Origin of the sequence: Pelagibacterium lentulum, from assembly GCF_003992625.1 — a bacterium.
Classification (GTDB): domain Bacteria; phylum Pseudomonadota; class Alphaproteobacteria; order Rhizobiales; family Devosiaceae; genus Pelagibacterium; species Pelagibacterium lentulum.
Window position 1 is genome coordinate 23,500 of the sequence record NZ_RZMW01000020.1, and the last position, 20,028, is coordinate 43,527.

17 protein-coding genes are annotated in these 20,028 nt (G+C 56.5%); 8 read left to right on the forward strand and 9 right to left on the reverse strand.

The window, feature by feature from the left end; translation table 11 throughout:
* The first annotated feature begins 166 nt into the window (after positions 1–166).
* Genes EO133_RS05755 through argE form a run of 5 tightly spaced genes read left to right on the forward strand, consistent with a single transcriptional unit; the run spans position 167 to position 5,302 of the window.
* Complete coding sequence (locus EO133_RS05755; protein ID WP_127071711.1) at positions 167–925, forward strand: aspartate racemase/maleate isomerase family protein; 759 nt, start codon at positions 167–169, stop codon at positions 923–925.
* Positions 922–1,920 (forward strand): hydroxyectoine utilization dehydratase EutB, encoded by a 999-nt coding sequence (gene eutB / locus EO133_RS05760; protein ID WP_127071712.1) that lies wholly within the window; start codon positions 922–924, stop codon positions 1,918–1,920. Before EO133_RS05755 ends, eutB begins: the two co-directional genes overlap by 4 nt.
* Positions 1,913–2,908, forward strand: a complete 996-nt coding sequence (locus EO133_RS05765) for a cyclodeaminase (protein ID WP_127071713.1) — start codon at positions 1,913–1,915, stop codon at positions 2,906–2,908. Before eutB ends, EO133_RS05765 begins: the two co-directional genes overlap by 8 nt.
* A 30-nt stretch (positions 2,909–2,938) precedes the next feature.
* On the forward strand, positions 2,939–4,123 hold the full coding sequence (locus EO133_RS05770; RefSeq protein WP_127071714.1) for a M24 family metallopeptidase: 1,185 nt from the start codon (positions 2,939–2,941) through the stop codon (positions 4,121–4,123).
* Between the two features lie 9 nt (positions 4,124–4,132).
* Complete coding sequence (argE, locus tag EO133_RS05775) at positions 4,133–5,302, forward strand: acetylornithine deacetylase (protein WP_127071715.1); 1,170 nt, start codon at positions 4,133–4,135, stop codon at positions 5,300–5,302.
* A 4-nt stretch (positions 5,303–5,306) separates the two neighbouring features.
* Here argE and EO133_RS05780 read toward each other — a convergent pair whose 3' ends face one another.
* The 4 genes from EO133_RS05780 to uxuA form a co-directional block, all read right to left on the reverse strand.
* Positions 5,307–6,275, reverse strand: a complete 969-nt coding sequence (locus EO133_RS05780) for a Gfo/Idh/MocA family protein (RefSeq protein WP_127071716.1) — start codon at positions 6,273–6,275, stop codon at positions 5,307–5,309.
* Between the two features lie 65 nt (positions 6,276–6,340).
* Positions 6,341–7,810 carry a mannitol dehydrogenase family protein gene (locus tag EO133_RS05785; RefSeq protein WP_127071717.1) on the reverse strand — a complete coding sequence of 490 codons (1,470 nt, stop codon included), beginning with the start codon at positions 7,808–7,810 and terminating at the stop codon, positions 6,341–6,343.
* Positions 7,807–9,222 carry a glucuronate isomerase gene (gene uxaC / locus EO133_RS05790; RefSeq protein ID WP_127071718.1) on the reverse strand — a complete coding sequence of 472 codons (1,416 nt, stop codon included), beginning with the start codon at positions 9,220–9,222 and terminating at the stop codon, positions 7,807–7,809. The genes EO133_RS05785 and uxaC overlap by 4 nt, the downstream gene beginning before the upstream one ends.
* A complete protein-coding gene (gene uxuA / locus EO133_RS05795) occupies positions 9,219–10,436 on the reverse strand; it encodes a mannonate dehydratase (protein ID WP_127071719.1) in 1,218 nt (405 codons plus the stop codon). Before uxuA ends, uxaC begins: the two co-directional genes overlap by 4 nt.
* Before the next feature lie 282 nt (positions 10,437–10,718).
* Here uxuA and EO133_RS05800 point away from each other — a divergent pair, with 282 nt between their 5' ends.
* Positions 10,719–12,509 (forward strand): tyrosine-protein kinase domain-containing protein, encoded by a 1,791-nt coding sequence (locus tag EO133_RS05800; protein WP_164734905.1) that lies wholly within the window; start codon positions 10,719–10,721, stop codon positions 12,507–12,509.
* 176 nt (positions 12,510–12,685) lie between these two features.
* Here the strand turns inward: EO133_RS05800 and EO133_RS05805 are convergent, their stop codons facing one another.
* A complete protein-coding gene (locus EO133_RS05805; RefSeq protein ID WP_127071721.1) occupies positions 12,686–13,504 on the reverse strand; it encodes a sugar transferase in 819 nt (272 codons plus the stop codon).
* Positions 13,505–13,702: 198 nt separating this feature from the next.
* Complete coding sequence (locus tag EO133_RS05810) at positions 13,703–15,226, reverse strand: UxaA family hydrolase (RefSeq protein WP_206513465.1); 1,524 nt, start codon at positions 15,224–15,226, stop codon at positions 13,703–13,705.
* Positions 15,227–15,690: 464 nt separating this feature from the next.
* Here EO133_RS05810 and EO133_RS05815 point away from each other — a divergent pair, with 464 nt between their 5' ends.
* Positions 15,691–15,948: a 2Fe-2S iron-sulfur cluster-binding protein gene (locus tag EO133_RS05815; RefSeq protein WP_127071722.1), complete on the forward strand. Its 258-nt coding sequence runs from the start codon at positions 15,691–15,693 to the stop codon at positions 15,946–15,948.
* 37 nt (positions 15,949–15,985) lie between these two features.
* Here the strand turns inward: EO133_RS05815 and EO133_RS05820 are convergent, their stop codons facing one another.
* Entirely contained in the window at positions 15,986–16,759 is a 774-nt protein-coding gene (locus EO133_RS05820) for a crotonase/enoyl-CoA hydratase family protein (RefSeq protein WP_127071723.1), read from the reverse strand.
* A gap of 68 nt (positions 16,760–16,827) precedes the next feature.
* On the opposite strand from EO133_RS05820, the gene EO133_RS05825 reads away from it, so the two are divergent.
* The gene (locus tag EO133_RS05825) at positions 16,828–17,289 is read left to right on the forward strand and encodes a MarR family winged helix-turn-helix transcriptional regulator (protein WP_127071724.1); all 462 of its coding nucleotides are present in this window, start codon (positions 16,828–16,830) and stop codon (positions 17,287–17,289) included.
* Between the two features lie 51 nt (positions 17,290–17,340).
* Here EO133_RS05825 and EO133_RS05830 read toward each other — a convergent pair whose 3' ends face one another.
* On the reverse strand, positions 17,341–18,102 hold the full coding sequence (locus EO133_RS05830; RefSeq protein WP_127071725.1) for an SDR family NAD(P)-dependent oxidoreductase: 762 nt from the start codon (positions 18,100–18,102) through the stop codon (positions 17,341–17,343).
* On the reverse strand, positions 18,099–19,961 hold the full coding sequence (locus tag EO133_RS05835) for a feruloyl-CoA synthase (protein WP_127071726.1): 1,863 nt from the start codon (positions 19,959–19,961) through the stop codon (positions 18,099–18,101). The genes EO133_RS05830 and EO133_RS05835 overlap by 4 nt, the downstream gene beginning before the upstream one ends.
* Between the last annotated feature and the right edge of the window lie 67 nt (positions 19,962–20,028).

Genomic DNA, 20,028 nt, shown 5'->3' on the forward strand with positions numbered 1-20,028 from the left:
GAAGTCGAGGGATGATACATCTTTATCTCGCCACGTTCGCAGCAAGATCGGCTATGAACGCCTCTTAACTTGGTGAGATCACCTACGGCCCTCGTGTTCATACTGTCTTGGCGTTAGGCTCCAGCTAAAGACGCCTGCTGACCTGCGCCTTCATACGGGGTGGAATATGGAAACGAACGTGGTCGCGGGGCAAGACTCCGCTGCGGTGCCGCTGATTGGTGCAATTTTGCTGGCCACAGACATGGTTACGGAGCGCGACATGCGCGCGTTGCTGCCGCCATCGGCCCTTACCTGCACAACACGTATTCCATTTGAAAACCCGACGACGCCTGACAATCTGCGCAAGACGCTCCCCCATCTTGGCACGGCAGCAAGCCTTTTGGTGCCGGGAGGCGATCTATCTGCCATTTATTTCTCCTGCACCTCCGCGACGATCACCTTGGGAGAAAGCGTTGTGCATGATGCCATTCACGCTCAACGGCCCGGCATTGAAATCGTCACTCCGCTTGCAGCAGCGAAACGCGCTTTTGCAGCATTGGCAGCAAAAAGAGTATCCGTCTTTACGCCCTACGTTGCCCAAACCGCGAAAGTCGTAGTTGATCATCTTTCCGATAGTGGATTTGAAATCGCCTCTACGCTGGGCCTCGATATGGAAGATGACCGCGATATGGCCGTTCTCCCAGCACAAACCATCATTGATTATGCAGTCTCGGCGACAGCGCCGGATGCAGAAGCCTTGTTTATCTCCTGCACAGCCCTTCCTGCGGCAACGCTGGTTGCTCAGATCGAGGCGGCTATCGGGCGCCCGGTCGTCACCTCGAATCTGGCCGGGCTTTGGCAAGCATCCCGAATCGCAGGGATATTCAAACCGGACGCCGCCCATGGACGCCTGATGGGTCTGCACGATCTCGGAGAGGGTGCATGATGTCTGTTCCCTTCACGGCCGTTCTTGGCGCAAAAAAGCGCATTGCCGCACACATTCATCGCACGCCTTTGGAGCTGGCCGCCAGACTGACAGAACATTGTGGCGTTCCGGTGTGGCTCAAGAAAGAGCATCAGCAGTTGACCGGAAGCTTCAAACTGCGCGGCGCCACAAATGCCGTCCTGGCTCTTTCGGCCGGGCAGCGCGCCAATGGCGTTTGCACCGCCTCAACCGGCAATCACGGCCGTGCCCTGGCCTATGCTGCAAAATCAATTGGCACGCATGCGACCATCTGCATGTCGCGCCTCGTGCCTGACAATAAGGTCAAGGCAATCGAAGCGCTTGGCGCCGGGATCAAAATCGTTGGGCGCAGTCAGGATGATGCGCAGGCAGAAGTCGACCGCCTGGTTGCTGAAGAGAGTCTTGTTACCATTCCGCCCTTCGATCATGAAGACATCATCGCCGGGCAAGGCACGCTGGGCCTCGAAATTCTCGAAGATGTTCCCGAACTTGATGCCATTCTCGTGCCGCTCTCGGGCGGAGGCCTTATTGCCGGTGTCGCTTTGGCCGTCAAAACACTTTCGCCCAAGACGCAGGTTATCGGCATCTCAATGGAGCGTGGAGCAGCCATGATTGCCTGCCTTGCCGCAGGTAAACCGGTTGTCGTGAAGGAATTGCCAACCTTGGCCGATTCCCTGGGCGGCGGAATCGGACTCGAAAATCGCCACACATTCGCAATGGTCCGCGACCTTGTGGATGAAACCGTTACGGTAACGGAACGTGAGATCGCCGACGCCATTACCCATGCGTACGAGCACGAAGGCGAGGTGCTCGAAGGCGCCGCCGCTGTTCCCATTGCCGCGCTGCTGGCAGGTAAAGTTGCTCCAAAAGGTCCGTCCGCATTGATCCTCAGCGGCAAAAATCTCGACATTGCAATGCACCGAGCAATCGTTTCGCGGACGCATCCGGTTTATCAGAAGGCACGTTCACATGCCTGAAATCAAAATCCTTTCTCAAGGTGACCTCGAACGGCTGGTTCCTCTCGATCACGACGCCATTGCCTGCGTTGAGGATGCGTTTCGTGCGCTGGCGACCCAACCCGTAGTCATGCCTGCGATCCTGCGACTCGATATTGCCGACGCCAACGGCGAAGTCGACGTAAAAACCGCTTACGTTCCGGGTATCGACAGTTTTGCGATAAAGATCAGCCCCGGCTTTTTCAACAATCCCCAAATTGGCCTGCCGTCCGTGAACGGACTCATGGTGTTGCTGAGTGCAAAGACCGGACTTGTGGAAGCCATGCTGCTCGACAACGGCTATCTCACCGACGTCCGTACGGCAGCTGCCGGTGCCGTCGCGGCGAAGCACCTCTCAAGCGAGGATGCAAGTGCGGCTGCCATTATTGGCGCGGGCATGCAGGCGCAAATGCAGGCCGAAGCGCTGTGCCTCGTCCGCCCAATTACGGAAATTGCGCTCTGGGCACGTGACCAGGACAAGGCCCAAAAGCGCGCTGCAACCATTGAGGCAGCGACAGGCACCACCGTCGTTGTCGCAGAATCGATCTCCGAAGCGATTAAGGGCCGGGATATTATCGTCACAACGACACCCTCCTCCAAGCCGTTGATCGAAGCAGACCTGCTGGAGCCGGGCCAACACCTGACAGCAATGGGATCGGATGCCGAGCATAAGAACGAGATCGATCCGAACCTGTTTCGCCTTGACGATCTTGTCTATGTCGCCGACCGGCTCAGTCAGACGCGCATTCTCGGCGAGTTGCACCACGCGCTGGAGAAAAGCATCGTCCCCAAGGATGCGACATACCCAGAATTGGGCGAGATCATTGCCGGCGCCCTGCCCGGCAGAACCAGTGCCCATCAGATCACATTCGCCGACCTTACGGGCACCGGCGTTCAAGACACTGCCATCGCCACTCTTGCCCGTCAGCGGGCATATCGAGTTGGCGCAGGTACATCCTTTAAAAGCTAACGCCACGGCATTTTTGGAGCATAATGAGAGATGCCAAGTACCCGCCTGCCCTTCACGCTGCCTGAATTCCACGAGCGCCTCGATGCCACACGGCGCGCAATGCAGACAAATGGTGTTGACGTTCTTATCGTCACCAACCCCTCCAACATGCACTATCTCACCGGCTATGATGGCTGGTCTTTCTATGTCCATCAGGCTGTTATCGTGTCGCTTACCGACGATCCCCTCTGGTGGGGTCGTCCCATGGACGCAGTCGGCGCTCAGATGACAACCTGGCTGGGCGACGATTCCATCCATTCCTATCCCGATCACTTCGTCCAGAATCCTGAAATGCACGCATACGAGCATCTTTGCGGCATTCTTGAGCAAATGGGCTGGGACAATCGCCGCATCGGCGTCGAGATGGACAATTACTACTTCACCGCTGCCTGTTATAAGACGCTGCTCGATAAACTGCCCAACGCAACGTTGGTCGACGCAACGTCGATTGTGACCTGGCAGCGCTCGGTGAAGTCAGAAGCTGAGCTCGAATATATGCGCCGCGCCGCGCGCATTATCGAGGCAACCCATGCTCATATTCGTGAAATCACAGAGCCGGGCATGCGCAAAAGCGATCTCGTTGCCGAAATCTATGCGGCCTCGATCCGCGGCGTTGATGGATATGGCGGCGACTATTCGGCTATCGTTCCACTAACGCCCTCTGGCAAGGATGCCGCAGCGGCACACCTGACATGGGATGATCGCCCGTTACTCAAGGGCGAAGGCACATTCTTTGAAATTGCAGGCTGTTATCGCCGTTACCATTGTCCGATTTCGCGGACCATTTATCTGGGCGAGCCGCCCAAGGAAATGCTCAAAGCGCAGGAGGCGGTGCTTGAGGGACTTGAAGCGGGTATGGCCGTTGCAGTGCCCGGTAATACATGCGGTGAAATCGCTGATGCGTTTTTTGGTACGCTAAAGAAACACGGCGTCGAAAAGGCCAGTCGCGCGGGCTATTCGGTGGGTCTGTCCTATCCGCCCGATTGGGGCGAGCATACCATGAGCATTCGCCCCGGCGATCCTTCGATCCTGCGGGCAAACATGACCTTCCACTTCATGCCCGCAATCTGGACACCCGATTGGGGGCTGGAAATCACCGAAACCTTCCGTATTCGCGAAGAAGGCGGCCCGGAATGCCTTGCCGATGTGCCGCGCGAACTCTGCATCAAACCCTAGGAGACATTTATGGCGCATAGACTGCTCGGCGATACGCTCGAGATTTTGGCTGATCTGATTGCCTTTCCCTCGGTCTCCCAGGACAGCAATCTGGAGTTGATCGCCTATATCAACCAGCGACTCGATCAGATCGGCACGCGGACTTATCTGACCCTTGATCCGACAGGGACAAAGGCTAACCTTTTTGCCACGCTTGGCCCACCGGAACTCGACGGGGGCATCATCTTGTCGGGCCATACCGATGTGGTGCCGGTGGAAGGCCAGGACTGGTCCTCCGATCCCTATACCGCAACCATTCGCAACCGCAGGCTATACGGTCGCGGCGCATGCGACATGAAGGGGTTCCTTGCCTGCATGATGGCTTTCGCGCCTCACTATGCCGAAGCCGGGATCAGCCGTCCGCTGCATCTGGCCTTTACCTATGACGAGGAAGTTGGCTGTCACGGCGCCAAGGTGATGCTCCGCGAGTTGCAGGCGGTTGGACGCAAGCCTTCCCTTTGCATTGTGGGCGAGCCCTCAATGATGGGTATTATCGATGGGCACAAGGGGTGCTGCGAATACACAACGAACTTTACCGGCCTTGAGGGTCATGGTTCCATGCCGGACCATGGCGTAAACGCCGTGGAATATGCTGCGCGGTTCGTTGCAAAACTGCTTGAACTCGCCGATGAACTCAAAGCCAGAGGCCCCAGGAATGGACGCTTCGATCCGGCCCATTCGACCATCCAGGTTGGCAAGATGACCGGCGGCATTGCCCGCAACATCATTGCAGGCAATGCGTCCATCGATTGGGAGTTGCGACCGGTAACAAAGGAAGATTATGCCTTCGTCCATCAGCAGCTCGATGCCTTTATCTACGACGAGCTTTTACCCAGAATGCAGGCGATCCATCCCGAAGCAGGTATCGATACAGAAATCGTCGGCGATGTTGGCGGACTTGAACCGGTTGAAAGCTCAAAGGCGGTCGAACTCGTGCGCGACCTGACAGGCAATACCGATCCGACCCAGTGCGTTTCATTCAACACCGAAGCCGGGCTTTTCCAGGATATCGGCATCGACACCGTAATCTGTGGGCCAGGCTCCATCGAACAGGCGCACAAGCCCGACGAATTCGTTGAACTTGATCAACTCAGCGCTTGCCTTGAAATGATCGAGAACCTCGAACGGCACCTCAAATGAACGATCAGGCGGGATCTGCAGCCAATATGGCGTCGATCATCGCCTGATTGCCCTTGGAAAATTCCAGCGGACAGATAAAGGCCTCACCCGTTTTGACCGAGCGGGTGAACGCCTCGACCATCAATTGATACTGATCGATTCCGTTGAAACTTTCAGACCGCGTAACGCCGTTTGCATCGCGCCATTCAACCCGCACATCGCCATAAAGATTGGCATTGAAGGGTGCCGTAACCCGAATCCATCCCTCTTGGCCGTGAAACACCATTTCCTGACGCGGAGCCTGCCGCATCCCGCAGTAAAATGACATAGTGAACTCGGGGAACTCAGCCCATACCCGCGCAAATGTATCGACACCGTTTTCCCACTGGATGTCCGCCCGCAGATCGGTCGGTTCCGCTCCTGTCGCGAACCGGGCCGTGATCGAAGGATAGACACCTATATCGTACAGCCCGCCGCCGCCGACCTCGGGTCGATTGCGGATATTGCTCATGTCTGTATTGCGATAGGAAAACGCGCCGTCGACATGGATGAGCTTGCCGATGGCACCCTGCGCCAGCAATGCCTTGACCCGGTGCCATTGTGGATGGTGGAGCACCATGAAACCTTCGGCAGCAAGCAACCCGGTTTCGTCACGCGCAGCAATCAGCCTGTCGATATGGCTTGCGTGAAGCGCAATAGGCTTTTCGCAAAGGACATGCTTTCCGGCCCGCAACGCCTTTTCTGTCCACTCGACATGCAGGTGGTTAGGCAGTGGAATATAAATCGCATCGATTTCCGGGTCGGCCAGAAGCGCATCGTAGCCGTCCAACACCCGAACATGCGGATAGCGCGCAATAAACGGCTCGGTTTTCCCTTTGCTTGACGTTGCGATGGCGGCAAGTTCAGAACCTTCCGCCAACGCAAATGCCGGCGCCAACGCCGTGCGCGCAATCTTTGCCGCCCCCAGAATGCCCCAACGCAATGCCTGTCCCATGATCGTGCCTCCTTGCATCTGATCAGCCACGACCTAACATGTTAACACCTTGCAGACAAATATGTTTATTGCGCTTCGGCTGAAATGGCCGCAGTCATTCCCTCGCTCATTATCGTAGCCAAACGCTCGATCACGAGTGACTGCCATCCAGCATCTTCCCGCAATTGCTGCGGAACAAATCCGGGCAACGCCATCAGGCCATCGGCAAGTGCCCGCGGGTTGTCGCCGTAAAGATTGACGATGTCGGCGATTTCCTGCTCGCGCGGATCGCGCAGAGCATATGCACTACCATCCGATTTCCGGCCACGGGCATAAGCCATCCACGCGGCAGTCGCAAAGGCAAAGGGCGCCAGATCGTCCCCGCGCACCTGCGCAACCATCGCCGGCTCGAAAATGCGTTGCGGCAGCTTTTCCGTCCCGTCCATCGCGATTTGATAGGTCTCATGCGCGATTGTGGGATTGGCAAACCGGTCAATCAACTCATCGGCATAGGCTTGCAGATCGATACCGGGCACAGCAGGCAGCGTTTTGGCGGCGGTATCCATGTGCCGTCGCACAAGCTTTGCGAGCGCACCGTCGCCCATGACATCGCGAACATATTTGTGCCCGGCCAGAAAACCCGAATAGGCCAGCATGGAATGACTGCCGTTGAGCATCCCGAGCTTCATCTGTTCATATGCTGTTACGTCTTTAACGAACAGAGCGCCACCGGCTTCCCAATCAGGGCGACCGGCGCAGAAGTCGTCTTCAACGATCCATTGCGTAAAAGGCTCAGTTTCAGTTGCCCCTTTGTCCTCAAAACCCAAAGCCGCTTTTACGTCTGCGAACGTCTTTTCGGTGGAGGCGGGAGTAATCCTGTCCACCATAGTCGACGGAAACGGCACATTGTGCTCGATCCAGGCTACCAGATCCGTATCGACGCGCGATGCAAACTCGAGCACCAGGCGCTTTGTGACCTTGCCGTTATGGGAAAGATTATCGCAAGCCAGAACTGTGAAGGGCGCAACACCGCTCTTGCGCCGGGAATCGAGCGCGCCAACGATAAGCCCTATGGCACTCGTCGCTTCGTTCAAGTCTCTGCCAATATCGGCCTTAATGGCTGGATGCGACCGGTCGAGTCCGCCCGTTTCGCGATCAAGGCCATATCCCTTTTCGGTAATCGTCAGCGAGACGATCTTTGTTTCCGGCGCCTTGAGCACTGCACGGAGTTCTTCGTCCTCATCGGGCGCAAACAGGACGCCGGCGATCGAACCGATGATGCGAAACTCAGGGTCCCCCTCACCACGTATGACAAGCGTATAGAGACCGTTCTGCGGGTTAAGCTGATCGGCTACGATGCGCGACCGCAGGCTGACACCCATGATCCGCCAGTCGCCACCGCCTTTTGCCAAAGCGTCATCGGTATAGACTGCTTGATGTGCGCGATGAAAAGCGCCTAGCCCCAAATGAACGATGCCTACGCCATGCGCAGCAGGATCGTATCCTGGCCGACCAACAGTCTGGTTCAAGCCATCCAGCGAGCTCAATCTGGTCATTGCAAACGGTACGCCCTTTTTGCGCTGTCGTAGGCGAGAAACTTCGCCAGTACCAATGCGTCCGCTTTCGCCAAACGCATTTCCGCCACCATATTGGCGAGAAATCTGGCAACCTCACGCCGCCAGACATCGTGACGTGCGGGGATCGACAGCAATGCACGCGTATCGTCGTTAAACCCGGCAAGGTTATAAAAGCCTGCCGTTTCGTGCATTGCATCGAGATAGCGCCGAATGCCGTTCGGGCTGTCGTGGAACCACCAGGGCGGGCCAATCAGAACCGACGACCAATAACCGGCGATCGGCGCAAGCTCACGCGCGTAACAGGTTTCGTCGAGCGTGAAGAGGATCAATCGAAAATTCTCCGCATTCCCATAGCGCCCCAAAAGAGCTTTCAGCCCGCCGACATAATCGGTACGCCCAGGAATATCGGCACCCAGATTTGCCCCCCTCTTTGCCATGAGATGCGGATCGAGATTGCGGCGCGACCCGGCATGAATCTGCATCACCATGCCATCGTCGGCAGATAACGCCGCCATTTCAGTCATCATTTGTGCACGGAATTGCTCGGCGTCTTCGGGCGCGAACTTGCCCTTCAGCACCCGGTCGAGCAGAGCTTGTTTTTCATGTTCCGCAAGATCGGCGGTCGCGGCGCCCGGCACACCGTGGTCGGTCGCAGTGGCGCCATAGTCGCGGAAATAGGCTCGGCGAACGCCATGGGCCTTGATCAAGCCAGACCAGCTTGTTGTGTCTTCGCCCGTCACTTCGCCAAAGCGGGCGATGTTGTCGACAAAGTCCACCGCCTCGGGATCTGTCACATCATCTGGCCGATAGGTCGTGATTACGCGCCCAATCAGCCCATCATTCTTGAGCGCTTTGTGGTGTTCAAGAGGATCAAGTGCAAATTCGGTCGTTGCGATTGCCTCTACATTGGCGCTGTCGAGCACCGCACGCGGCAGCAATTCGGGTTCTTTAAGCTTGCTGTCAATCGTATCGTAAACCGCATCGGCGTTATCTGCCGAGAGCGGCTCATCAAGACCGAAATAAAGATTCAGCGAATGCTCGACCCATAGCCGTGACGGCGTTCCCGCAAAAAGGTGCCAGTTTTCACACAGCAAACGCCATGCGCTCCTCCCATCGGCAACGCGACCGCCATCCTTGCGCGGCACGCCAAGCCGGTCATATGAAATGCCCTGACTATTGAGGAGCCGCAGCACATAGTGGTCCGGTGCCAGAAACAGCGATGACGGATCGGAAAACGGCTCATTCTTTGCAAACCACGCCGGATCGGTATGACCATGCGGGCTAACGATCGGCAATTCCGAGATCGACTCATATAGCTCCCAGGCAATGTCTCTGGCAGCGGATTCGGTGGGAAGCAGCCTGTAGGGATGCAGAAAACTCGCATCACTCATTGCACGATGCCCCAGGTCTTGTGTTCAAGCGCGCGCATCACGCCGCGCAGTTCGGCAAGGCCCTTCAGACGCCCGATGGTGGGATAGCCAGGCTGCGCTTTACGCCCGAGATCGTCGAGGATGTCCTGCCCGTGATCGGGCCGCATAGGGATCTGGTGATCCGCTCGCCCTTCTCGTTTACGCCGCGCTTCCTCCCTCACGATCGCTGCGATCAGTGCCACCATGTCCGTATCTCCTCCAAGATGCTCGGCTTCATAAAACGAGCCAGAAATGGCGTCACTATCGCGCGAAACATTGCGCAAATGCAAAAAATGCACCTTCGATCCCAGTCGCTCCATAATACCGGGAAGGTCGTTGTCTGGCCGCGCACCGAGCGAGCCCGAACACAACGTCATCCCGTTAGCCGGGCTGTCGACCCCGTCGAGAATGGCCGTGTAGTCAGCCTCTGTGGACATAATGCGCGGCAAACCAAGCAATGAAAAGGGCGGATCATCGGGATGGCAGCACATGCGCAAACCGAGTTTTTCCGCCGTTGGCACAACCTGTTCCAGAAAGTCTATAAAGTTCTGTCGCAGCTTTTCCGCCGAGATTTGCCCATATTGTGCGAGGTGCTCGCGCACGCCGTCCAGCGTAAGCGTTTCGGTCGAGCCGGGAAGCCCTGCCGTAACATTACGCGCAAGCGCAATCTTTGCGTCCTCATCCATGGCGTCGAACCGCCGCCCGGCTTCCACCACCACTTCATTGGAAAAATCGGCTGTGGCGCCCGGACGCTGAAGGATATGGATGTCAAACGCGGCGAAATCGTTGATGTCAAAGCGCATGCAGGTGCCGCCATGTGCGACCCGCCAGTTCAGATCGGTACGCGTCCAATCCAGAACCGGCATGAAATTGTAGCAAACGACCTCAATGCCAGCCGCGGCAAGGTTCTCAAGGCTCGTCCTGTAATTGGCGACATGCTCCTTCCAGTCCCCCTTTTGCTTCTTGATATCCTCGGAAACCGGAAGGCTTTCGACAACCTCCCATTCAAGCCCTGACGGCGCGCCGGTCGAAGTCTTGCGAACCTCCTCCTGCCGTTTGGCGATCTCTTGGGCCGACCAAACAACGCCGTTGGGCACATGGTGGAGAGCGGTGACGACTCCTTCCACACCGGCCTGAACGACATCCTCGATCTTGGCAACATCATTGGGCCCAAACCAGCGCCAGGTCTGCCGCATCCTTATACCTCTTCCACCTTCAATGTTCTTGTCCCGCCAATCGACGGGCGAATCTTTATCGTAAAATATTAGAATGCCACACACGCGCAGTTTTGCGATGTCAAATCCATGATTGAGCCCTCCACTCAACCGACGCCACGCCGACCTCCAATTGTTCATCCGGCATAGCAGAAAGATAGCAAGTTCCGAAGCTATCTTGCTTTTTTCTGTCGCTTGCTTGCCTTACTCAAACTTATGGTCTTTACTTCCGTTCATCGGGTTTCGAAGGGTCTGAGGGGGACAATGGGCCACGTTGAAATCGACATCCGCAGTACGCTTGGCGCACTGCGACGGCAGGCTAGTGCTATCGCCATTACCTTTACATTGGTCGTTGGCATTGCGCTTGCCGTATTGCTCGCATTCCCATTTCAATATCAGGCGACCGCGCTTGTTTTGATCGACCCCAAACCGCAGAATCTGCGCGCGTCCCGACTGATGGGCAGCAGCTTTGCCAACGACGATGCAAGGGTTGAAAATGAAGTGGAAGTCCTGCGTTCCGACCCGATCCTCATCGCCACAATCGAGCAACTTGGACTGTTGGACGATGCCACATTCAATGCACCAGCAGCGTGGTGGCTGCAGATATGGCCGAACTACTTCCCGGATCGCGCGGACAACGCCGCCACAGCTTTGGAAGAAACTTTGCTCCGTTTGCGCCAGAATACCGAAATTGAGCGACGCGGTCTTTCCAACGTCATCGCAGTCACCGCAAAAAGTCCGAACCGGCTACAATCGCGTGAATTGGCCAACACCATTGTACAGGCCTACATGGATGCCCAACGGGACGATGAGATCGCAGACCTGCTTGTGGCCCGCCAAGTGCTTGAAAGTCACCTAGAGGAGGCACGGCAAGACTTAGCCGCAAGCGAGAAGACCGTTGACGATTTCATGGCTGGCATCTCGCTTGCCTTCGCCCCCGGCATCGCACAACGCGCCCCAGAAGCGCAAACCGGTGTCCAGGATCGCAGGTTGGATAATCCACCCGGCGATCTAACGGGCCTTTATCGACTTCAGTATCGTGCCCAGCTTGCTCGCGCCTATTACCAGGCACTCATTACAGGCAGTGCGCAGTTCGACATGCAGCACGACACTCAAGGTGCAGGTGTCCGCCTGCTTGCTGAGGCACTCCCGCCGTCGCCGCGCTTTCCAGATATCGTTCGGGGACTGGGCTTTGCAGGCCTGATTGGCCTAGGCCTCGGTTTCGGCGTCGCGTTCAAGCGTGAGCGCTTTCACGGCGGCTTTACCAGTGCGCGGCATCTTTCGGCCGAGACCGGCTACACGGCGATCGCTGAAGTACCGAGTTTCAGACCTAACGGCCTTACAGGTACATTAACGGCCGCCGACGCCCTGGTCTGGGCCCCGTTGTCCCGGTACTCGGAATCCATAAGGCGGATTCGTGTCGGCATAGATCAAACATTAAGGGCACCTGATGGGCCAACTGGATGCGTGATCATGATGACCTCACCGAACATAGGAACTGGCGCATCGTCGCTCGCACTGGCTCTGGCTCGGGACTATGCCCTTTCGGGCGCCAAAACGCTTCTAATGGACTGCGACTTGCGATCTCCATCCCAGCACAAGTTCGTCGACATTGCTTCTAACGGAAACTTTCACAAGCACTTGCGCGCGACTTGGCAATCGATCGAGTTTATGGACCTCCTGGTCCGTGACCCTCATTCCAGTCTGAGCTTGCTCTTGAACAGTGACGAAGCAAGAGGGCCTACCGATCAATTGCTTTCCGGTCGGCAGTTTGATCGCATAATTGCGCTGGCACGACAGACCTACGATTGCGTGATTATCGACACTCCGGCGGTCGGCGCGGTCGTCGATGGGCTCTATCTCGCGAAACATGCGGATATTGCCGTTGTGACGATCAAATGGGCACAAACGCGCCGGACCGATGTGGATGACACCTTGGCCAGGCTCGCGGCCGCGAAAGGCCCATCGGCCCAGATCGTAACGGTATTAAATCGGACCGGAACGATGTCGACGCCTGCCGATGCCTTCGCTAGCCCGCGACAGTCCGACGTCTGAATCTTGTCCCCGCCTCGCCCGGCCCGACCGAGATTGTTGCTTACAATCTCCCTGGACCGCTTCAATAACCGGCAACGCGCTCACCGATACACCGAACTCAAAAAACCAACCGCGAGCGGCCCAGCCGGTCATTGCCAGTCCTATCGGGGTACCGCCGACTGCACCGCGAACAATAGCTAAAAGATATCCTTCGATGCCCCTTTAGCGCCCTTTTTACGCTCATTTCTCGGAGATCCAGACCGGTTGCGCGGGCAGAGCATATCGCGCCAGATCGTCATTCCTGCAATTCTGAAATCAAGCAGGAGCGAGAAATTCTGCACATAGGCGATGTCGTGGTCGATGCGTGCCTGTGCGATATGCGCATCGCATGTAGGACCGCAGAGGTCATTGATTTGCGCCCAGCCAGACAACCCCGGTTTAACGGAATGACGCAAATGGTAGTAGGGCACCAACTCGTCATATCTACAGCCTTCCGCAAGCAGTCCGACCGGATGCGCGCGGGGTCCGATAAACGACATATCGCCGATCAGTATATTGTAGAGTTGCGGCAACTGATCGATATTTGAAGTGCGCAGGAACCGTCCTACCGGCGTTATGTGCTCATCGTCCGAAGCGATTTGATCAAGCCGGGCGGCATCATACACATCGTCTGAACGGCAGCGGAACCTGTAGATGCGAAATTGCCTGCCTCCCTCGCCGTAGCGAAGCTCCCTGCAAAACACGGGTCCAGTGCTGCTCACCTTTACTGAGATTGCGGCTAGCAGAAAAACCGGCGCGAGCATCGACAGGGTAATCGATGCCAAAGACATATCGAAAGCGCGCTTGCACACCCTTGCCAAGTGCTTGAGCGGCCCATTCCTGGGCTCCTGGGGAAAACCGCCCTTGAGATATATAAAAAGACCGGATTGGCTACACCGAACGCCGCCGGAACCACTTTGGCTATTCAATACAGGTTCGTCGCGCAATTTCGCGCAAGAGCGAGTGCTTTCGAACATAACTAGCTCCGCCCCCGCGAGTAGTAGATCGAGAATAAAACTTGAATAAAATGATTAACGCACGGCAACCAGACACAGACAAGCGCGCAGTGTTAAATTGAATAAGCCTGTGGAAAATCTGGGGAAAACATGTGCAAATATATTCTGCACCTAAGTGCGGTGTCCTGCAGCTGATGGCAAGTGTACGCGCGCACCGCCCTACATAACCGCACCGATCTGCCAAGGAAGAAATTCGTTATCGCCTAGCCCCAATTTCTCACTTTTCGACTTTTGCCCGCTTGCCGTTGCGACAATCAGCGCCAATATCTCGCGGCCTTTTTCTTCCATTGAAACGCCGTCGAGAATGCCGCCGCAATCGATATCCATATCGTCGGGCATTGCATTGGCCAGCCGACTGTTGCTTGCGACCTTGATTGTGGGTGCTGGCTTGGAGCCAAACGCCGATCCCCGCCCGGTTGTAAACACAACGACCTGCGCTCCGCTCGCGATCTGTCCAGTAACCGACACCGGATCAAAGCCTGGACTATCCATGAATGTCAGCCCGGGTCGGCGCAGCTTGGCACCATAGTCCAGCACGTCTCCAAGCGGCGCTGATCCCGCCTTGGCGACGGCGCCTAGCGACTTTTCCAGAATTGTCGTCAAGCCGCCCGCCTTGTTTCCAGGACTTGGATTGTTATCCATCGCACCACCATTGATGGCAGTGTAGTGCTCCCACCACGCAATACGTTCGAGCAACTTGTCGGCAACGTCCTGCCCTGCGGCCCGTCGCAACAGCAATTGCTCAGCGCCATAGATTTCAGGCGTCTCCGCTAAAACGACACTGCCGCCCATGCCCACAAGCATATCACTGGCTACACCCAGTGCCGGATTTGCGGTAATGCCGGAAAAACCATCTGATCCCCCGCATTGCAGCGCCACCGCCAGTTTCGAGACTGGCGCCGGTTCACGCGAAACTGCATTGACCTTGGGAAGCAGATCGTGAATGGCAGCCACTATCGCTTCCACGGTCCGCGTTGTGCCACCCGTTTCCTGAATGGTTAGGCCATGAAAGCGCTCCCCCCCCTCGCCATACGCCGCACGCATGCGTGCGATCTGCATGACTTCGCAACCAAGGCCGACAAAAAGCGCAGCACCGACATTAGGATGCGTCGCGTGCCCCCAGAGCACTCTTTGCAAATTGTCGTGCCCCGGCCCCTCCGAGGCCATGCCGCACCCTGTGCCGTGACTCAAGGCTACAACGCCGTCCACATTGGGAAACTGATCAAGGATACCGCTTGTGTTGATATCGGCCGCCGCGCGGCGGATGACCGTCGCTGAACAGTTCACCGTCGCGACCAGCGCGATATAATTGCGCGTGCCGACGGTACCATCGTCCCTGTGATAGCCAGCAAAGGTCATTGGTTCGGCTTTAGGCGTTGACGCTAGGGCAGATTCAAAGTCAGCGCCGATAACATAGTCGCGATCATGGGAGCCCATGGAGCAGTTATGGGTATGAACATGTTCCCCGGCAACAACCGGCACACTGGCATAACCGATAATCTGTCCGAATTTGATGATTGCCTCACCCGGCATGATGTCGCCCAGCGCAATCTTATGACCAGCTTCGATAGCGCGCTCCAGCGCAACACCACGCCCCAACGGTCGTTCACCCTTACCGGCCCGCCGGGTCAACACGGCAATCGTATCGCGCGGATGCATCTGCAACCAACCCGGGTTCGTCATGAGGCCAATCTCCCGATCAAATATGCACAGAAAATTCAAATGCGGACTACTAACATTTCAGCATCCACTAAGCCCAACTGGGATGCTAATCAAGGAAAAACCCTATTTCCGGCCGCTTTGACTTCACTTTGAGGCGAATGGCGGAATCGATTCTGCCTGCTGGCAACGCCTCCTCCCACTTTTGATAAAGCCATGAGCTCTAGCTGGCGCGACGTACCGTTCTATGCCCAGGTCGAGCTTAACCCTTGATTTCCTGACCGTCTGACAAAACTTTCAAGAAGCGAAACCATTCGCCGGGAGATCGAACGCGCCGCCAGCCTCCCCTTTGTATCGCCAAATGTCTTTCTTGACACGCAGGTGGAGGCACCGGCCTTTCGCCTGTCGCTAGGCGCGGCCCAAATACAACATCGCGCGATGTTCGATACCATTCAGGACCGGGAAGGAAGTCGTGCCGAAACCTGCTCATGGCTAGTGGTATTGGTGTAACTCCGATTTTCGGTATAGCCCGAACGCTGACCGAGGCAGGCGTCGATATGATTTTTGACTGTCAGCGCGGCAAATGCGGACTGTGTGCGGTTGGCATCATTGAAACCGATGGCCAGATCGATCATCGCGATGTCTTCTTCTCTGAGGAGGAAAAGCACGAAAACAAGCGCATGTGCGCATGCGTTTCCCGCCTTGCCAGCGGCAAGGCAGTCATCGACACCGGCTATCGCATATAAAAAAAAGCGGGCAGCATGCCCGCTTTTGCGCCATTCATCATCCGAAATTCGGTTTGCGCTTCTCAAGAAACGCCTTCAGCCCCTCCTCGGCATCCGGGCCGGTCTGACTCATCGCTGCCGCCAGACTCTCGGTATAAAGCCCGGCCTCCTTTGGCATATCCGCGATGCGCGAAAGCGACTGAACGATCATTCGATTAATCGCTGGCGAGTTTTCGGCAATGGTTTCCGCCAGCGCCAATGCCTTATCCAGTCCCATACCCTCCGGCGTCACGTAATGGGCCAACCCCACATCTACACCTTCGCGTCCTGAATATGTGCGCCCCGTCAGCATCATTTCTGTCATACGGCTGGCGCCGATTAGTTTGCCAATGCGTACGGACCCACCGCCACCTACGAAGATACCGCGCAGGCCCTCGGGCATCCGGAATTTTACACTTTCTTCGGCTACGCGGACATGGCAGGCTGAAGCCACTTCCAGACCGCCGCCCATCACTGCCCCGGTCAGCGCCGCAACGACCGGCACACCGGAAAACTCTATCAAATCCATAACCCGGTGCCAGTTACGCGAATGCGTCATAACCGCATGCGGCTCGCGATGGACCGCTTCGCTCAGATCCAGTCCGGAAGAAAAATGGCCGCCCTCCCCGCCAAGAACAATAACCCTCACATCGTCAGGAATTGCCGAGAAAACAGCATCAAGCGCCTCGATCACTTCATCATTGAGGGCATTTCGCTTTGCAGGCCGGTTCATTGTAAGTTGCATGATCGGACCGCGCTTGGAAACCTTCAATATTTCCGACGCTCGTGCCATTGTTTTTGCTTCCTCTGCTTTAATCATATTATGTTATACCCAATAGCAATCCAGACACACCGGACCTTATGACCGAAATTGCAGAGCCAGGACTTGAATTCGATCAAGTCGACACGACAGAAACCAGCGACATCATCGGCTACAAGTTACGCCGCGCTCAACTTATGGTCTTCCAGCGCTTCATCGCCTTTTTTGAGGACCTTGATCTTAGACCGGCAGAATATTCCGTTCTGGTGCTGATAGCCCGAAACCCTGGCCGTAAGCAGACCGAAATCGCCGACGTCCTTGGCATAAAGCGCGCCAATTTCGTAGCGTTGATCAATGGTCTCGATGCGCGCGGACTTACCGAACGCCGCAAACCCGCCAACGACCGTCGCTCGCACGCCCTGCATCTCACTCCGGCTGGCGAAGCCTTCCTCAAAAGGGCAAGAAAGGTCCAATCCGCCTTTGAAACTGAGTGCATCGAAAAACTTGGCGGCGAACACGCGCGTGACGACCTGCTCAGGCTCCTCGACAAGCTCTGCGCCTGATGGATTTCTTGAACATCCTTTCCTTTGAGTTGGTTGAACGCGTTTATTGAATCACTTTGGCTGCATGCGCAGAGCGCCATCAAGTCTCACGACCTCGCCATTGAGATAGTTGTTGGCGACCATCGCCAATACCAATTCGGCAAACTCGGCAGGCTCGCCGAGCCGAGACGGAGACGGAATTGAGGCAGCTAGACCCTGCCTTACTTCTTCGGGCAATTCCTCAAGCAGCGGCGTGCGGAACAGTCCGGGCGCGATTGTGAGCACGCGAATCCCAAATCGTGCGAATTCTCGTGCAGCCGGCAACGTCAGCGACACTATCCCACCCTTTGAGGCAGCATAAGCCGCCTGGCCTATTTGCCCTTCAAATGCCGCTACGGACGCTGTTGAGACGATCACGCCGCGCGAACCATGCTCGTCCGGCTCCGCTCTCGACATTACGTCGGCGACAAGCCTCATCATGTTGAACGTGCCAATGAGATTGACGCGGACTACCTTCTCAAATCCATCAAGCGCCATTGGGCCGTCCCGGCCAACAATGCGACTGGCACCGCCAATACCCGCGCAATTGACCAGAACCCGCGGCAAGCCGATCGCTTCGACGCTTTCTAGAACCGCCTTTTCCGCCGATTGCGCGTCCGCAACATCACAGGAAGCAAAAAAGCCACCAATTTCATTAGCAATCGCTGCACCTGCTTCAGCATTAAGCTCGAGCACGGCAACCTTTGCGCCCGCTGCAGCGAGCGCCTTGGCTGTTGCCGCGCCCAGCCCGGAACCACCTCCAGTTACGATCGCCGCATGTCCTTCAATCTTCATTTCGACCTCCGCGAAAAACTCAAAACGCCATCCGCAACCGGCTCAGCATACAGTCTTTCCACCAAATCGGCGCGCGCCGCCAGAACCGCCCGCTGATTGATTGAGCCCTTGTCAGTGACTTCGCTTTTGTCGATCTCAGGGGGATCAGTCAGGAGAACCGCCCGTGCCACATGGCTTGCGCTGCCTGTGGCTGACTGCGCCAAAGCGTCGAGTTTGCCCTGGAATGCACCCATAACAGCGGGATGCGCAACGATTTCTGCGTTGGTTTCATCCGGTCCCAAATTTGCCAGCCTTCGGCAAGCGTCGAAATCAGGAAAGATCATTGCACCGATGAAATTTCGGTCCAGCCCGGTCAGAACCACATCTCGTATCAATGGAGCGCAGGCCGAAATAATGCCGCCACGCACGCCCGCAAAATTCACCCATGTACCGGTAGTGAGTTTGAAGTCCTCGCTCACACGACCATCGAATACAAAACCCTGCGAAAGATCGTCCGGGTCAGCGAATTTCAACGCGTCGCCGATCTTGTAGTAGCCTTCCTCGTCGAAGGCTTCGCTGGTTTTCTCTGGGTTCTTCCAGTACCCCGGTGTCACATTGGGGCCGCGGAGCCGCAACTCCATCTTGTCGCCATTGGGTACGAGCTTGACATCCATGCCTGCCGCTGGCAGGCCCACCATCCCGGCACGCTCGACCGGCCAAGTCGTCGTAAAGGCAAAGGGGGCCGTTTCCGTTGAGCCATAGCCCGTAATCATCATAATCCGTTCGCCGGATTCTATGCTGGCCGCTTCCGCCAGCCCGTCCCAGACATATTGCGAGAGGCTTGCCCCCGCATATTGCATCAGCTTGAGCTTGGAGAAGAAGCTCTTGCGCAATTCGGGGTTGGTCTTGAAGTGTTCGACAAGAAACTCGTAACCCTTGGGTACATTGGAGTAAAATGTCGGCTGAATGTCGATGAGATTGCGGATCGTGGCGCCGATTTTGGCAGGCGTGGGCTGGCCCTCATCAATATAGAAACTTCCGCCATTGTAGAAGGCGATGCCTGTGTTGTGGCTGCCGCCTGCCACGTGATTCCATGGCATCCAATCGAGCAGAACCGGCGGCTCGTCCTGAAGAAAAGCCAGTGCCGAACGGATCATTTCCTGATTGCTCGTCATCATCCTGTTGGTCGTGATTACGGCTTTGGGCATTCCGGTCGAGCCGGAAGTGAAAAGGAACTTGGCTATTGTATCGGGCGTCACCGCCTCATGCGCAGACGCGACAGCTCCAGTAACCGGGGTGCTCTCAAGCTCGGAAAACAGTCTGCACGCCCGGCTTGCCGGCTTGGAATGGCGTATAATCACAGGCACAGCCGGATCGATAACAGCATCTATGGCAGGTGCAAACCGGGCGCCATCGCTCGCATAAACCATACCGGGCTCAAGCAAATCCACGATATGCCTCAGCTTGCCGTAATCGGTGGAAACCAGCGAATAAGCAGCAGAGACCGGAGCATACGGAACCCCGGCCCATATTGCAGCTAGGCCCAGCAACTGATGTTCGATTTCGTTGCCTGAAAGAATCAGCAAAGGCCGTTCAGCGGATACCTCTGCATCAAGCAGGGCCTGCGCCAGCGGCGCCAGTTTTGCCATCACTTGACCATATGTCAGCTTTCGCCAATTCCCGTCAGGGCCGCGGTCCGCGATCATTATCGCATTGGGCGTGCGCTCGGCCCAACGGGCAATCTCGTCAGGAATCGAATGCGCAGCCTCCGCCAGAGGCTCGATTGAACGGATATAGAGCACCCCATCGGACCCCCGACGCATTTCGGCACGCATTTGGCCAAGCCGCACCGGGCGAATAGGTAAACTCGCTTGTACCATTCAGACAACCTCCCTATTTTGTTATATTTCATAACAATGTGAGTTTTACTTTGCAAGCCTATCGTTG